General features: G+C 74.6%; 16 protein-coding genes. 12 read left to right on the forward strand and 4 right to left on the reverse strand.

All coding sequences use genetic code 11. The features are described 5' to 3' along the window. Positions 1-2: 2 nt before the first annotated feature. Positions 3-491, reverse strand: a complete 489-nt coding sequence (locus IE207_RS14325) for a hypothetical protein (RefSeq protein WP_190184532.1) — start codon at positions 489-491, stop codon at positions 3-5. Positions 492-720: 229 nt separating this feature from the next. On the opposite strand from IE207_RS14325, the gene IE207_RS14330 reads away from it, so the two are divergent. The 4 genes from IE207_RS14330 to IE207_RS14345 all read left to right on the forward strand — a co-directional run bounded on the left by IE207_RS14330 (position 721) and on the right by IE207_RS14345 (position 4783). After that, positions 721-1305, forward strand: coding sequence for an HPP family protein (locus tag IE207_RS14330; RefSeq protein WP_190184533.1), 585 nt, complete (start codon positions 721-723; stop codon positions 1303-1305). Positions 1306-1455: 150 nt separating this feature from the next. Next, a complete protein-coding gene (locus IE207_RS14335) occupies positions 1456-2205 on the forward strand; it encodes a VOC family protein (RefSeq protein ID WP_190184732.1) in 750 nt (249 codons plus the stop codon). A gap of 55 nt (positions 2206-2260) precedes the next feature. After that, entirely contained in the window at positions 2261-3319 is a 1059-nt protein-coding gene (locus IE207_RS14340) for a PHP domain-containing protein (protein WP_190184534.1), read from the forward strand. 102 nt (positions 3320-3421) lie between these two features. Further along, on the forward strand, positions 3422-4783 hold the full coding sequence (locus IE207_RS14345; protein WP_190184535.1) for an NAD(P)/FAD-dependent oxidoreductase: 1362 nt from the start codon (positions 3422-3424) through the stop codon (positions 4781-4783). A 66-nt stretch (positions 4784-4849) separates the two neighbouring features. Here IE207_RS14345 and IE207_RS14350 read toward each other — a convergent pair whose 3' ends face one another. Continuing rightward, on the reverse strand, positions 4850-5716 hold the full coding sequence (locus IE207_RS14350; RefSeq protein WP_190184536.1) for a UbiA family prenyltransferase: 867 nt from the start codon (positions 5714-5716) through the stop codon (positions 4850-4852). A gap of 109 nt (positions 5717-5825) precedes the next feature. On the opposite strand from IE207_RS14350, the gene IE207_RS14355 reads away from it, so the two are divergent. Genes IE207_RS14355 through IE207_RS14365 form a run of 3 tightly spaced genes read left to right on the forward strand, consistent with a single transcriptional unit; the run spans position 5826 to position 8465 of the window. Beyond that, positions 5826-6887, forward strand: a complete 1062-nt coding sequence (locus IE207_RS14355) for a type III polyketide synthase (protein ID WP_190184537.1) — start codon at positions 5826-5828, stop codon at positions 6885-6887. A 13-nt stretch (positions 6888-6900) separates the two neighbouring features. Further along, a complete protein-coding gene (locus IE207_RS14360; RefSeq protein ID WP_190184733.1) occupies positions 6901-7440 on the forward strand; it encodes an isoprenylcysteine carboxyl methyltransferase family protein in 540 nt (179 codons plus the stop codon). Then, complete coding sequence (locus IE207_RS14365) at positions 7437-8465, forward strand: NAD(P)/FAD-dependent oxidoreductase (RefSeq protein WP_190184538.1); 1029 nt, start codon at positions 7437-7439, stop codon at positions 8463-8465. The genes IE207_RS14360 and IE207_RS14365 overlap by 4 nt, the downstream gene beginning before the upstream one ends. Before the next feature lie 72 nt (positions 8466-8537). On the opposite strand, the gene IE207_RS14370 is transcribed toward IE207_RS14365, so the two are convergent. After that, on the reverse strand, positions 8538-9656 hold the full coding sequence (locus IE207_RS14370; protein WP_190184539.1) for a hypothetical protein: 1119 nt from the start codon (positions 9654-9656) through the stop codon (positions 8538-8540). 184 nt (positions 9657-9840) lie between these two features. On the opposite strand from IE207_RS14370, the gene IE207_RS14375 reads away from it, so the two are divergent. From IE207_RS14375 to IE207_RS14390, 4 genes are all read left to right on the forward strand, one after another. Further along, a complete protein-coding gene (locus tag IE207_RS14375) occupies positions 9841-10158 on the forward strand; it encodes a hypothetical protein (protein WP_190184540.1) in 318 nt (105 codons plus the stop codon). 105 nt (positions 10159-10263) lie between these two features. Then, positions 10264-10452 (forward strand): DUF6381 family protein, encoded by a 189-nt coding sequence (locus IE207_RS14380; protein ID WP_190184541.1) that lies wholly within the window; start codon positions 10264-10266, stop codon positions 10450-10452. 15 nt (positions 10453-10467) lie between these two features. After that, positions 10468-10977, forward strand: a complete 510-nt coding sequence (locus tag IE207_RS14385) for a mycothiol transferase (protein ID WP_190184542.1) — start codon at positions 10468-10470, stop codon at positions 10975-10977. Between the two features lie 407 nt (positions 10978-11384). Beyond that, positions 11385-12551: a serine hydrolase domain-containing protein gene (locus IE207_RS14390; protein ID WP_190184543.1), complete on the forward strand. Its 1167-nt coding sequence runs from the start codon at positions 11385-11387 to the stop codon at positions 12549-12551. Between the two features lie 12 nt (positions 12552-12563). On the opposite strand, the gene IE207_RS14395 is transcribed toward IE207_RS14390, so the two are convergent. Then, positions 12564-13916: a M64 family metallopeptidase gene (locus tag IE207_RS14395; protein ID WP_190184544.1), complete on the reverse strand. Its 1353-nt coding sequence runs from the start codon at positions 13914-13916 to the stop codon at positions 12564-12566. Between the two features lie 137 nt (positions 13917-14053). Between IE207_RS14395 and IE207_RS14400 the strand changes: the two genes are divergently transcribed. Further along, complete coding sequence (locus IE207_RS14400) at positions 14054-15412, forward strand: tetratricopeptide repeat protein (protein WP_190184545.1); 1359 nt, start codon at positions 14054-14056, stop codon at positions 15410-15412. The last annotated feature ends 5 nt before the right edge of the window (positions 15413-15417 follow it).

The raw sequence follows: 15417 nt of genomic DNA on the forward strand, positions 1-15417 counted from the left end.
GTTCAGTCGGGGAGGCCGGAGCCGCAGCGCGAGCAGTAACGGGCGTCCCGTTCGGAGGCGAGCCGGCCACACTCCGCGCACACGCGGTGCAGCAGGCAGGCCGTCTCCCCGCCTTCGGCGGCGGGGGGCGTACCGATGCCGAGGCCGGGGCGGCGGGGGTGGACCGTGAGGTACGCGATGCCCTCGGGGCCGGCGGTGAGGGAGCGCCGGGTGTTCCTGGACAGCAGGGCGGCGGTGTGCGGCCGCAGGCCGTGGGGACCGTCGTCGGTGTCGAGCCGGCCGCTGCCCTCGACCACGACCAGCAGCACGTCGAGCACCGGTTCGCGGTGTTCGGCGATGGTTGCGCCGGGCGGCAGCCGGATGAGGTTCGCGTCCAGTACGCGCCCCGCCTCGGTCAGCCGCCAGAGCGCGCCGGTGGCACCGGCGGGGGCCTCCGCGATGACCGCGTCCAGGTCGGTGAGGGCACCGCCGAGGTGCGAGCGCGTGGTCATGTTCGTCCTTCCTGGTCCCTCAACGGGAGTCCCCGGTCCCTCAGCGTGAGTGCCCGGTGACCACCGCAGTCATACACGATCGGTTCCGGTCATTCGTGGCTGACGGGGGCATTGCCCACCCCCGGCCACCAGTGTCGTACGTCTGACCGATAAGATCAGGCCACCGCTCCCCTGCCCTCGCGCCGTTACCCCGGCCCGACCGCCCGCACCGGAAAAACGCCTGCCGCACATGAGTTCCGACACCGCCCTGTATCCGCCCCCGCCCACCACCGACGGCTTCGCCCCGGCCGGGCCCGTCACCCCCGAGCGGTCCCGCCGGCCCCGGGTCCCGGCCGGCCTGGCCCCGGCGCGGCCGACCCCCGCCGCTGCCTTCCACAGCGTCAGCGCCGTCACCACCGTACTCCTGGCCCTCGTGGCGATCGGCGCGATGATCCACGAGCCGGTGCTGATACCGCCGCTGGCGGCCAGCGCCGCCCTCGTGCACAGCGCGCCCGCGCTGCCGCTGGCGCAGCCGCGCGGTGTGGTGCTCGGACACCTGCTGGGTGCGGCCGTCGGCTACGGGGTCCTCGCCCTGGCCGGCAGCACCGCCTGGGCAGCCGCCGTCGCCGCGGGCATCACCTTGGCCCTGCTCATCCTCGCGCGGACCCCGCACTCGGCTGCCTGCGCCACCTCCGTCATCGTCGTGCTCCAGACACCGGCGCCCGCCAGGTTCGTGCCGCTGCTGTTCGGGGCGACGGTCCTGCTCGTCCTCACCGGCTACGCCGGCTCCCGCATCCGCCGGAAGGCCCCGAAGTACCCTGCTTATTGGTGGTGACTCCGCAGTGGCGCGCCTCCGCGCCTGCGAGGGTGCTCGGGCGCTACTTCTTGTGACCGGACGGCGCGGTCACGGTGGCGGTGAAGGGCGGAACAAGCGGTGCAGATTTCGACGAAGGACGTGTTCGGAGCACCCTGCTGGGTGAGCCTGATGGCCCGCGACCTGGAGGCCTCCCAACGTTTCTACGCCGCCGTGGTGGGCTGGAGCTTCCGGCGGACGCGCCTCGGCGAGGGCTTCTCCGTCGCCCGGGTCGACGGCGCCCCGGTGGCGGGCATCGGCGCCCTCGCCGGAGACCTGGAGGTGCCCGTCGCCTGGACCCCGTACTTCGCCGTGGACGACGCGGACGTGGCGGTGGGCCGGATCAGGGAGCGCAGCGGCACGGTCGCCGTCGGACCGGTCTCCTTCCCCATCGGCGGCCGCGGCGCGCTGGCGGCCGATGTGGACGGCGCGGTGTTCGGCATCTGGGAGGGGCCGGTCGCCTCCGACTGGCGGGTGGGCCGCGGCCCCGCCCCGGCCTGGCTGGAGCTGCGGACCCGCAACGCGTTCGACGCGGCCCTGTTCTACGGGGAAGTGCTGGAGTGGGCCACCGGCCGTCCGGGCTGCTGCGAGGTCTCCTACGAGGAGGACCAGGTCGTGCTGCGGCAGAACGGGGAGCCCGTGGCCCGGCTGAACAGCGGTCCCGTGGAGGCGGCCTCCTACAGCCCCCACAGCCGGCCCCGCTGGCACGTCCACTTCCGGGTGCCGCGCCTGGAACCGGCCATCGAGGCGGCCGTCTCGATGGGCGGCCGCACCGTCTCGGACATCACCTCCAACGCCCGGGAGCGGTGGGTGGCGCTGCGCGACCCGGACGGTGCCCTGTTCACCCTCACCACCTCCCTGACGACGCCGCTGTCGCTCTGATCTCCGATGTGCCCGGTCCGTCGTCCCTTGCCACACTGGGCACAGGAGGTGCGCGATGGACCCGGTGGCGGCGCTGAACCGCATCGCCTTCCTGCTGGAGCGCGGGCAGGCCCCCACGTACCGGGTGCAGGCCTTCCGCACGGCGGCGGGCGTCGTCGAACGGCTCGGCGCGGACGAGGTGGCCCAGCGGGCGCGGACCGGTTCGCTGGAGGCCGTCAAAGGGCTGGGGCCCAAGACCGCCCAGGTGGTGCGGGAGGCGCTGGCCGGGCAGATCCCGGGGTACCTGCAAAAGCTGGAGGACGAGGTCGCGGCGCACCCCGAGGGGCCGCCCGCCACCGAGGCCGCCCGGGCCCTGCGGGCGGCGCTGCGCGGGGACTGCCATCTGCACTCCGAGTGGTCCGACGGCGGCAGCCCCATCGAGGCCATGGGGCGTACCGCCATCGAGCTGGGGCACGAGTGGGCGGTGCTGACGGACCACTCGCCGAGCTTGAAGGTCGCCCGGGGGCTCTCGCCCGAGCGGTTGCTCGAACAGCTGGACGTGGTGGCGGAGCTGAACGCGGGCTGGGCGCCGTTCCGGCTCCTCACCGGCATCGAGTGCGACATCCTGGCCGACGGGTCGCTCGACCAGGAGCCCGAGCTGCTGGACCGGCTCGACGTGGTGGTGGGTTCGGTCCACTCCAAGCTGCGCATGGACGCGCCGGCCATGACCCGGCGGATGCTCGCGGCGGTGCGCAACCCGCTGATGGACGTCCTGGGGCACTGCACCGGGCGCCTGCTGACGGGGAGGACCCGTCCGGAATCGGAGTTCGACGCGGCGGCCGTGTTCGCGGCGTGCGCGGAGTCCGGTACGGCCGTGGAGATCAACAGCAGGCCGGAGCGGCTGGATCCGCCGCGGCGGCTGTTGCGGACGGCCGTGGAGGCCGGGGCCCTGTTCGCCGTCGACACGGACGCGCACGCCCCCGGACAACTTGACTGGCAGCTGCTGGGCTGTGAGCGGGCCGTGGAGTGCGGGGTGACGGCGGACCGGGTGGTCAACACCTGGCCGGCGCCGGAGCTGCTCGCCTGGACCCGCACCCGCCGGCCGCCCGTACGGCGGTCCGAAGCCGTCTCTTAGGGCCGTTACAGGCGTGAAACGGGCGTCGGGGGTTCATGGGCCGCGAGCACGGGGCAGACGTACCGGACACAGCAACCGACCTTTTGCGAAGGGACCTGCACCGTGTCTCGATCGAGGATTCTCGTAGTGGGCGCCGGCTTCGCCGGGGTGGAGTGCGTACGGCGCCTGGAGCGCCGGCTGTCCCCCGCCGAGGCCGAGATCTCACTGGTCACGCCGTTCTCATACCAGCTCTACCTGCCGCTGTTGCCCCAGGTGGCGTCAGGGGTGCTGACCCCGCAGTCGGTCGCCGTCTCGTTGCGCCGCAGCAGCAAGCACCGGACGCGGATCATCCCGGGCGGGGCGATCGGCGTGGACCCCAAGGCCAAGGTCTGCGTGATCCGCAAGATCACCGGCGAGACCGTGGACCAGTCCTACGACCTGCTGGTCCTCGCCCCCGGCAGCGTCACCCGTTCGTTCGACATCCCCGGGCTGGAAGAGCACGCCCGCGGGATGAAGACCCTCGCCGAGGCCGCGTACCTGCGCGACCACGTGATCGCCCAGCTCGACCTCGCCGACGCCAGTCAGGACGAGGCGGAGCGCACGGCGCGGCTGCAGTTCGTGGTGGTCGGCGGCGGTTACGCCGGTACCGAGACGGCCGCCTGCCTCCAGCGCCTGACCCGCCACGCGGCGTCCCGTTACCCCCGGCTGGACCCGGACCGGATCAAGTGGCACCTGGTGGACCTGGCGCCGAAGCTGATGCCTGAACTCGGCGACAAGCTGGGCAAGGCCGCCCTGGACATCCTGCAGAGTCGCGGCATCGAGGTCTCGCTCGGCGTGTCCGTGGGCGAGGTCGACGCCGAGAAGGTGACGCTCACCGACGGGCGGGTGCTGCCGAGCCGGACCCTTATCTGGACGGCGGGTGTGGCCGCGAGCCCGCTGGTGGGCACCCTGGACACGGAGACCCGCAAGGGCCGCCTGGTGGTGCGCCCCGACCTGACGGTGCCGGGCGTCGACGGGGTGTTCGCCCTCGGGGACGCGGCGGCCGTACCGGACCTGGCAACGGGCGGCGACGCTTTGTGCCCGCCGACCGCGCAGCACGCCATGCGGCAGGGACGTGCCGTCGCCGAGAGCGTCATCGCGACGCTGCGGGGCCAGACGCCGCGCCCGTACGTGCACAAGGACCTCGGTCTGGTGGTGGACCTCGGCGGGAAGGACGCCGTCTCCAAGCCGCTCGGCATCGAACTGCGCGGCCTGCCGGCGCAGGCGGTGGCGCGCGGCTACCACTGGTCGGCGCTGCGGACCAATGTCGCCAAGACCCGGGTACTGACGAACTGGCTGCTCAACGCCGTCGCCGGGGACGACTTCGTCCGTACCGGCTTCCTCGACCAGCGGCCCGCCACGCTGCGGGAGTTCGAGCACACCGACGCCTACCTGACGCCGGAGCAGGTCCGGGAGCACACGGCGGCGCTGCACGCTCGGGGCTGAGCGGGGCTGAACGGGGCTGAGCCGGGCTGAACGGGGCTGAGCCGGGCTGAACGGGGCTGAGCCGGGCTACGCCGTGCCCGCGCCGCGGGCCAGGAGGAGGGTGACGTCGGCGGCCGCGACCGCGAGCGTGCCGAGGAACGGGACGCGGCCGCGGCCCCGACCGGTGGCGAGGAGCACAGTCGCCGTCAGGGCGAGCAGCCCCCACCCGGAAGCGGTCGTCGGTCCGGCCGGACCGACGACCAGCGCGGCGGCCGAGCCGAGTACGAGGAGGGCGGCCAGCGCGGCCGAGCGGCGGACGCCGAGCCGCTGCGGGAGCCCCGTCACGCCCGTGGCCAGGTCGCCCGCGATGTCGGGCAGCACGTTGGCGAAGTGGGCGCCCGCACCGAGCAGTGCGGCCGCCACGCCGAGCCAGAGCGGCGGCCACGGCCGTCCCGGCAGGCCGAGCGTGACGAAGGCGGGCAGCAGGCCGAAGGCCAGCGCGTACGGGAGCCAGGACGCGGGGGTGCTCTTGAGCCACAGGTTGTACGCCCAGGCGGCCGCGACCGCGCAGAGGTGCACGGTGCCTGCGAGCCACCCCGAGGCGAGCGAGAGCGGCACGCAGAGCGCGAGCGCCGCGATCGCGGCGACGCTCACGGTCGCGGGCGCCACGGTGCCCGCCGCGAGCGGCTTGTCCGGTCGGCCCGTGATCCGGTCGCGCCGCAGGTCGGCTCGGTCGTTGCACCAGCCCACCGAGAGCTGGCCGAGCGCGACGGCTCCGGCCGAGACCGCGCAGCCGGCGGCACCCCGTCCGACGGCCACGGCCAGCACGGCCGTGAAGAGGGTGACGGCGGCCGCCGGCAACGGGTGACAGGCGGCCAGCAGGGCGACCACCGTCCCGCGGCCGGGGCGCGCGGCGGTCTCCGGGGGCGGTGCGGTGGCGCGGGTGACGGTCACCGCCCCACGCTAAGGGCCGCGCGTGCCGCCGCCCGGGACCGGCGGGCGGCGGCACGCCCGGTTCGTCCGGTTCGGTGGAAAGCGACACCGTCTTCCCTATGTTGGGGCGATGACACGTGTCCTGGCAGTGAGCAGCGTGTTCCCGCCCCACGCGTACCGGCAGTCGCAGATCACGGAAGCGCTCGCCCGCTGCCTGCCGCCGGGCTCCGACACCGGCATGCTGCGCCGGATGCACGCCTCGGTGGGGGTCGAGAGCCGCCGTCTGGCGCTCCCACTGGAGCGGTACGGCCCCGGCAACGACTTCGGGACCACCAACGCCCGGTTCGTCGAGGCCGCGCTCGACCTCGGCGCCCGCGCCATCGAACTCGCCCTCGCCGAGGGCGCACTCCCGGCCCGCGACGTGGACCTGGTCATGTCGACGACGGTGACCGGGCTCGCCACGCCCTCCCTGGAGGCACGGCTCGCCGCCCGCACCGGTCTACGGCCCGACGTACGGCGCCTGCCGCTGTTCGGGCTGGGCTGCGCGGCGGGCGCCGCCGGCCTCGGCCACCTGCACGACCACCTCACGGGCCGGCCGGGGCACGCCGCCCTGCTGCTGTCCACGGAGCTGTGCTCCCTCACCCTCCAGCCCACCGACACCTCGACGGCGAACCTGGTGGCCGGGGCGCTGTTCGGGGACGGGGCGGGGGCACTGCTGGCGGTGGGCGCCGGCCATCCCCTGTACGACCGCGGCGCCGGACCCACGGTGGTGGACGCGCGCAGCCGCCTCTACCCGGGGACCGAGGCCCTGCTCGGCTGGGACATCGGCCATTGGGGTTTCCGCATGGTGATGGGCCGTGAACTGCCCACACTGGTGCGGCTGCACGTCGCCGGGGAGGTGGAGGACTTCCTCGCGGGGCACGACCTCAAGCCCGCCGACGTGGCCGCCTGGATCTGCCATCCCGGCGGTCCGAAGATCCTCGACGTCCTCGGGGAGGCCCTGGGGCTCCCGGACTCGGCCCTCGCGGCGAGCCGGAGCTCGCTGGCGACCGCGGGGAACCTCTCCTCGGCCTCCGTGCTGCACATCCTCGGCAACGTCCAGAGCGCCGGCCCGCCGCCGCCGGGCTCGGCCGGGCTGATGATCGGCTTCGGTCCGGGCTTCGCCTCCGAACTCGTCCTCCTGCGCTGGTGAGGCCCTCATGCCGATGACCCTGTACCTGCTGGTGCTCGCCCTCGTGGCAGGCGAGCGCCTCGCCGAGCTCGCCGTGGCCCGCCGCAACGCCGTCCGGAGCCTGGCGCGCGGCGCCCGGGAGTACGGCCGCGGCCACTACCCGGCCATGGTCGCCCTGCACACGGCGCTGCTGGCCGGATGCGCCGTCGAACCCTGGGCCGCGGACCGCCCGTTCCTGCCCCTGCTCGGCTGGTCCGCGCTCTCGGTGGCCGTGGCCGCGCAGGGACTGCGCTGGTGGTGCGTCGCCACCCTCGGCCCGTACTGGAACACCCGGGTGCTGGTCCTGCCCGGCCTGACGCCGGTTGCGGCCGGCCCCTACCGGCTGCTGCGCCACCCCAACTACCTGGCGGTGGTGGCGGAAGGGCTCGCGCTGCCGCTGGTCCACTGCGCCTGGGTGACGGCGGCCGGTTTCTGCGTGCTGAACGCACTGCTACTGCGGGTGCGGATCCGCTGCGAGGATTCCGCGCTGACGTACGCCCGCACCGGCGGCAGCCTCGTGGGCGCCGCGCCGTGATCGACCTGCTGGTGGCGGGCGGCGGACCGGCGGGACTGGCCACCGCCATCCAGGGCGCCCTGGCCGGGCTGGAGGTGGTGGTGGCCGAGCCGCGCCCGACCCCGATCGACAAGGCCTGCGGGGAGGGGCTGATGCCGGGCGCCGTGCACCGGCTGGCGGGCCTGGGCGTTGCGGTGACGGGCCGCGCCTTCCACGGCATCCGCTACGTCGACGGGCTGAGCGGGCTGAGCGCGCAGGGGCTGTTCCGGGACGGACCGGGGTGTGGTGTACGGCGTACGGACCTCCAGGCGGCGCTCGCGGCCCGGGCGGCGGAACTGGGCGTACGGATGGTCGCGCGGCGAGTGGAGGAGGTCCGTCAGGACGAACACCGGGTCGGGGCGGCGGGCCTGACCGCCCGGTACCTGGTGGCGGCTGACGGCCTCCACTCGCCGGTGCGGCGCGCCCTGGGCCTGTCGGCGGCGCCCGCGCCGGGGCGGCCGGCCCGCTACGGCCTGCGCCGCCATTACGCGGTGGCGCCGTGGAGCGGGCTGGTGGAGGTGCACTGGGCCCCGCGGAGCGAGGCGTACGTCACTCCGCTGGGGCCCGACCGGATCGGGGTGGCGGTGCTGACCTGCGAGCAAGCCCCCTTCGACGTACAACTGGCCCGGTTCCCGCTGCTGTCGGCCCGGCTGCCTGCGCCCGGCCCGGGTGACGCGGTGCGCGGGGCGGGGCCGCTGCGCCAGCGCTCCCGTGCCAGGGTGGCGGGGCGGGTGCTGTTCGTCGGGGACGCGGCGGGGTACGTCGACGCGCTGACCGGGGAGGGCCTCACGCTGGCACTGGCGGCCGCGGGGGAACTCGTGCGGTGTGTACGCGCGGGGCGGCCGCAGGAGTACGAGCGGGCCTGGCGGGAGGTGTCGCGGAGCTACCGGGTCTTGACCGGGGCCCTGTTGTGGGCACGCGGGCAGCCCTGGCTGGCGGGGCGGATCGTGCCGCTGGCCGCCCGGCTGCCGGGCGTGTTCACCCGGGCGGTGAACCTGCTCGCCTGACGGCCCGCGGGGCCCGGGCGGCGTCCGATGCGGCCCGGGCCCTGCGGTGGGACCGTCAAGGGGGTCGAGGGATCAAGCGCCCTCGCCTTCCTCGGCCACGGGGGCCACCAGGGGCATCGGGGCCACGGGAGCCACGGGAGCCACGGGAGCCACGGGAGCCGGCCGGGGGCCGTACATCAGGGCCAGCCCGGCGAGCACGGAACCCGCGCCGGCGCACAGCACGGTGGCGACGCCCGCCCAGGCGTGCGGACCGCCCAGGGCGCCCGCCAACGGGTCGAACACCGCGATCCCGCCCGCCAGGTGCAGGGCGACGACCCCGAGCGCGGCGACGGCCGCCGCCCGCCACACCGCCGGGGTGTCGCGCACCGCCAGCAGTACGCCGAGCCCCAGACAGAGCACGGAGACGGCCGTGGGGAGGTGACCCACGGGGTGAACTGCCGGGAGGGCGGCCGGGTTCCCGGGCAGGTGCATGACCCCGCACACCAGCAGTGCGGCGGCCGCGGGCCAGCGCAGTACGTGGTGCAGGACGCCGCGCCGGGGCCGGGCGGGCGCCCGGCCGGGGGGCGGCTGCGGGACCGGCTCGGTGCGGGGTGCCGGACCCGGGCCCTCGGGGGTGTCCGCGCCGGGGCCGCCCGCGTCACCGCCGTTCTCGCCGTTCTCGCCGTTCTCGCCGTTCCGGACGGGGGCGGCGGGGGGTGCTTGGGCGGCTGGTTCGTGCGGGGAGCCGGCGGGCTCCGCCGGCTGGTCGGGGCCGCCACCGAGGGTCCTGGCCAGGAGCGCCACGTCCTCGATGGGCCGGCCGAGGGCGGCCGCACGCAGCGTGATGCCGGCCTCGACGTCCCCGTCCGGGGGCTCGCCGAGCAGGGTGACCATGTGCCGGACGTCGTCGACGGAACGCGACACGGCGGCCGCGCGCAACGCCTCCTGTCCGGAGCGGGACAGCAGACCCGTCTCCTTCAAGAGGCCGACCATGGCGGTGACCTCCTCGACGGGCCGGCAGGTGGCAGCCGTGTCCAGCAGGGTCCGTACCGTCTCCGGAGGGTCGTCGGCCGGCTCGGCGGCCGGGGTATGTCCGGGGCCGTCGGTCTCTTCGGCCCGCTCCTGTACGGCGGCGGTGCGGTCCTCGGGGGTCTCGGGGGTGCCGTCGCGGTCGTCGTACTGCGCCGCCGCGCGGATGTCGCGGTCATTCATGGAAAGCTCCGTTCGCCGACGCAGGGGGTCTGCGCTTCGCGCGCCGGTCATCGGGCGTCATGGGAAGCGCACGCTTAGTTGCATTGAGGGGCATGTGCGTGGACTGCGCCATTCGGGGCGGGCAAACGGGGGGTGGGCCGGGCGGCGGTGATTCTCCGGGCCGCCCGGGGGCAAGCGGTCTTGCATGACTGTTTATCTCGTCACCATCCCCGGGACCCTGCTGACCGAGCTGACCCCCGAGGCGCGGACGCGGTTGGTGAGCGCGCTGCGGCCGGCGGATCCGCGGGGCACCGAGCTGGGGGTCGCGGAGGACCTGGACATCCTGTCGTTCTACTCGGGCTCCTCCGCGTTCGCCCTCCACGTCGAGGTCGAGGCCTCGGACACCTCGTCAGCGGTGGACAAGGCCCGGGACCTGGCGTCGTCGGCGCTGCACGGCGCGGGGCTGGATTCCGGGACCGCCCCGCTCGGCGATCCCGTGATCACGGGGATCGCCGGCGAGTAGCCCACCTGCGGTGACGGGGCCGGGGAAGGCTTCGAGATGCGTGCGCGCCGCGCGGCTGATTCCCTGGTTCCGCCCGCTCTCCACCACTGAGCCAAGGAGCAGATGATGAGCGTTGCAGGCGGATCCAGTGGCCGGTCGCGGCAGTTGCGCGAGAAGGCCCAGGAGATGAGGACGGCGGCCGAGCGGTCCAGCGACCCCCAGGAGCGCAAGCGGCTCCAGGACAAGGCCCGCCGGCTCCAGGAACAGAGCGAGATGGAGAGCCGCATCGACGATCCGGGCATGGACCCGCGGTAGCGGGCCGGCCGCGCCGTGAAGGCCACGGAGGTCTTGGCCGACGCCTACGGACGTGTCCGTGAGGTGGTGCACGAGGTGCTGGACGGGCTCTCGGCCGAGGAACTCAACGCGCGGGTCGACCCGGCGGCGAATTCCGTCGCGTGGCTCGTCTGGCACCTGACCCGGGTGCAGGACGACCACGTGGCGGACGCGGCCGGGCTGGAGCAGGTGTGGCGGGCCGGGGGCTGGGCGGAGCGGTTCGCACTGCCGCTGCCGGCCGGGGCCACCGGCTACGGGCACACGGCGCGGGAGGTCGGCAAGGTCCGCGTCGAGTCGGCCGAGCTGCTGCTCGGTTACCACGACGCGGTGCACGAGCAGACCCTGCGGTTCGTGCGGGGTCTGGGCGCGGACGACCTGGGCCGGGTGGTCGACGAGCGCTGGGACCCGCCGGTCACCCTGGGGACGCGGCTCGTGAGCGTGCTGGCCGACGACCTCCAGCACGCCGGACAGGCGGCCTTCGCCCGCGGAGTCCTGGAGCGCCGGTGACACCGCCGTTCGGCCTCGACGGGCTTCCCGCGCGGGAAGAGGGCCGCCCCAGGCGCGGCCAGCCCCCCAGGGCGAAGGCGGCCCGCGCGCCGGGCGGCCCGTCGCCGGTCCTTCGGGCGGAGGCGGTACAGGCGCCTGGCCTGCCCTGACGGGCCGACTGCGGCTGCCGGGGCCCCCGGCGCGGGCAGCCGCCGGTCCCGGTCCTCCAGGGCGAAGCCGGGTGGACGCGGTCGGCCCCCCGCGCCGGACCGGCACTGCGGAGCAGCCGGGGTTCCCGCATGCTCCATGGGCGCCGGGCGATTCGTGGTCCGGGGGCCGATGAGTCCGGGGCGCCGTGGGGGTCTTGATTGGCGAAGGCCGGTACACCGCCGGCCGCACACCCGTAGGACCACGGGGAAGGTGGAGTCATGACCAGCCTGCGCGAGATCCTGGCATCACACGTGAGCAGCGGCTACCTGCCGGGGGCGGTGGGCTTGGTGGCCCGCGGCGACCGGGTCGAGGTGGCGGCGGTCGGCTCGGCCGGGGTCGGCGACTTCGCCCCGATGGCCCGGGACACGATCTTCCGGGTGGCCTCCCTGACCAAGCCGGTCGCCGCCGCGGCGGCGATGATGCTGATCGAGGAAGGGCGGCTCGCCCTCGACGAGCCGGTCGGCGGCCGGCTCCCGGAAATCGCCTCGCCCGTGGTCGTCCGTACGCCGTCCGGCCCGGTGGACGACGTCGTGCCGGCGCAGCGGCCGATCACCGTGGAGCACCTGCTGACCTTCCGGGCCGGGTACGGGTTCCCGGCGGACTTCTCACTGCCTGCCGTACAGCCGCTGTTCGCCGACCTCAGGCAAGGCCCCCCGCAGCCCCAGCTGGTAGCGGAACCGGATGCCTGGATGAAGGCGCTGGCCCGGATCCCGCTGCTGTACCAACCGGGCGAGGCCTGGCTGTACAACACCTGCTCCGACATCCTGGGCGTACTGATCGCCCGTGCCTCGGGGCGGCCGCTGCCCGAGTTCCTCGCGGAGCGGATCTTCGAGCCGCTCGGGATGCGGGACACGGGGTTCGCGGTTCCCGCGGCCCATCTGGGCCGCTTCACCGGCTACTACCGGGGCGGCGACGACGGCGCAGAGGGCGCAGCGGGCGGCCTGCAACTGGTCGACGCCCCCGACGGCCAGTGGAGCCGGACGCCGGCCTTCCCCTCCGCGGCGGGGGGCCTCGTCTCGACGGCGGATGACCTGTACGCCTTCGGCCGCATGCTGCTCGGCGAAGGCGCCGTCGGCGGCCGCCGGCTGCTGTCCGCCGAGTCGGTCCGGCGGATGACCACCGACTGGCTGACCCCGGCCCAGCGGGCTGCCGGCGCGCTCTTCCTGGAGGGCCAGGGCTGGGGGTTCGGCGGCAGTGTGGACATCGAGCGCCGCAACCCCTGGAACGAGCCCGGGCGTTACGGGTGGATCGGCGGTACCGGGACGGCGTGGCACATCGTCCCGGCCACCGGTTCCGTCACCGTCCTGCTCACCCAGCGCGAACTGAGCGGCCCGGCTTCGCCCGCCCACATGCAGGACTTCTGGCGGTACGCGGCCGGCTCCTGACCCGGCTCGCGGTCAGCGGCGGACGCTCCAGCCAACAGTGGTGCGCAGGCTCGCGGCGATCTTCGGGTCGCGCACCGAGGGGGTCCGGTCCTCGGCCGTGACCGTCAGCTTGTGGGTCCGCCCGCCGGAGAGGGACAGCTCCCCCACCCGTACGTCGCTCCGCCCTGCGAATCGTTTCAGCTCGTGCCCGTCCAGGTACCAGCGCACGGCGAGCTGTCGGCCGTCGGCGCTCGCGAGACGGGGGACGGAGATCTTCGCCCGGTCGCGCGTACGCAGGGTGCGGTCGGTCGGGGTGAGCGCGGTGAGGGTGTGGGCGTGGCGGTGGAAGCCCGCGATCATCGCCTCGACGCCGGGGAGGCTGAACGGCTTGCCGAGCACCCGCATGATCGAGTTGTCGGTGGGCCGGTTGAGGCCGGTGACGTAGTACCCGCCGCCTTCGTACGCGCCCACCGTGCCGCCGTCCGGGGACTGTTCGCCGAGCCAGCGGTACCACTTGGACCGGGTGTCGCGCATGCGGTCGGCGGTGAGGGTGGAGGTGTTGGGCTCGGCGGTCTCGGGGCCGGTGTACTTTTCGTAGCCGGGGGTGCCGGGGTAGAAGTACTCGTCGGCGAGCTTGCCGAGCGAGTGGCCGGTCTCGTGGATGGCGACCTGGCCGGACTTCGCGTTCCCGGCGGAGGCGGTGGAGATGCCCTCGTAGCCGAGGGTGGGGTTGGGTTCGTTGTATCCGGCCCCGCCGTACTTGGTGCTGTTGGACAAGACGATGACCAGATCGGCTGCGGGTGCCTTCGCCACGTACGCGTCGACCTTGGGCTGGTCCACGCACAGCAGCCGTTCGACGCCCTCGCACCAGAAGTAGGAGCCGAGGGCGGTGTCGCGGGTGGTGGCCCGGTCCGGGTCGCCGGAGACCCCGGACTCACGGGAGACGGCGTCGACCGTCCAGACGTTGAAGAGGTTGCGGTAGGTCGCGTACGGCTCCACGGCCGTGACCTCGGCCCACTTCTGCCGGGCGTCGTCGTGGAACTTCCCCAGTTCGGCCGCCGTGTAGCCGTCACCGATGACGACGACGTCGAGGCGGTCCGCGGTGGGCCCGTTGTCGACCGTCTTGGTGACCTCGCCGTCCGCTTCGCGCTCGGCGGCGGAGAGCCCGGTCGGCACCTTGTTCCGGCCGGCGGCCGGGACGTGGATGTGACCGGAGCCGGCTTCGCCGCCCTGTTCGGGCCCGGGTATCTCGACCTCCACCCCGTGCGGCGCGGGCGAGCCGGGTGGCGGGGCGTCCGCTCCGGCGGGTACGGCGGCCAGGAGCACGGCGCCCGCGCCGAGGGCGGCGACGGCCAGGCGGACGGTCGAGCGGATGGGTGACCCCATGAAGTCCCTCCCCGAGGAACATAAGCAATAAGATAAGCAGGATTAACCGGGTGCTTAAGTTAGGGGCGCGCGCGGGACGTGCGCAATGGACATCTCCCGCTGAATACTGGGGAGTTCACGCGACCCGAGGGGATTTCATGGATGAACCGGCCGCAATCGGACGCCGCGTTCAGCGCCTGCGCGCGGAACGCGCGCTGACCCAAAGGCAGTTGGCCGAACCGGTGTACACGCCGGCCTACATCTCCACCCTGGAGTCGGGCCGGGTCCGCCCCTCCGAGGCCGCCCTGCGCTTCCTCGCCGAGCGCCTCGGCACCTCCTACGAGGAACTCGCCACCGGCCGCCCCGCCCATCTGGCCACCGAGCTGCGCCTCGCGCTGACCGACGCCCAGCGGGCGCTGGCCACGGGCGCCGCCGACGAGGCGGCCGTCCTCTTCCGCGGGCTCCTCACCGACGCCGAGCAGCTCGGCCTGGAACCCGAGCGGGCCGAGGCGCTGCTCGGACTCGGCGACTGCTGTCTGGAGAGCGGGGAACTCGCCGACGCCATACGCCACTTCGAGGGGGCGGAACGGCTGCTGGCGCACGAGCCGCTCCCCCGCCGGGCCCGCGCCCTCCGCGGCCGGGCCGTGGCCCACCTGCTCGCCGGGGAGCTGCGCTACGCGTGCTACCTCCTCGAATCGGCCATCGACGAGCTGAACGCGAGCGGGCTCGGCGACCCCGAGGCGCTGGTCCTGCTCTACGCCGCGGCGATCGGCCCGTACATGGACATGGGGGCCCACGCCCGCGCGGCCCACGCCGCCGAACTGGCCCTGGCGCTCGCTCCGCAGGTCCAGGACCCGGCGCTGGTCGCGGGCATGCACCGCCAGGTCGCGCGCACCTTCCTCGCGAAGGGGCGGATGGCCGACGCCGACGCCTCCCTGGCCAAGGCGCAGGCGGTCTACCGGCAGCTGAGGCTGCGCACCGACCTGGCGCACTGCCACTGGATGCGCGGTTACGTCCAGGCACAGCGGGGCGAACTGGAAGCTGCGGAGGCGCAGTTGCGCACGGCCCGGGACATGCTCGCCGCCAAGCGGGCGGCGCTGTACACCGCCCAGGTGGAAGTCGAGCTGGCCGACGTACTGCGCCGGCTCGGCCGGTACGACGAGGCCACCGGGCTGCTGTCGGCGCTGCTGGAGCTGGGCGAGCACCACGGCGCCGTGCACGCCGGCGGAGCGCACCGGCTGCTCGGTCTGATCGCCGAGGAGCGGGGTGACGCCGAGGCCGCCGAGGAACACTACGTACGGGCGTTGGCGCTGCTGGAGCGCAGTGGGGCGAGCGGCGACCTCGCGGACCTGTGCCGGCTCCTGGGGGACCTGCTGCGGCGCGGCGGCCGCACGGAGGCCGCGCTCGACGCGTACCGCACGGGCCTCGGACACCGGGCGGTCCCGGGCACCACGACGCTGGGCCCCGCACCGGCGGCTCCGGCGGGCACGCCCGGCGCTCCCCCGGAAGCGGGCTGAGGCGG

Origin of the sequence: Streptomyces cirratus (genome assembly GCF_014650775.1) — a bacterium.
Taxonomy (GTDB): Bacteria; Actinomycetota; Actinomycetes; order Streptomycetales; family Streptomycetaceae; genus Streptomyces; species Streptomyces cirratus.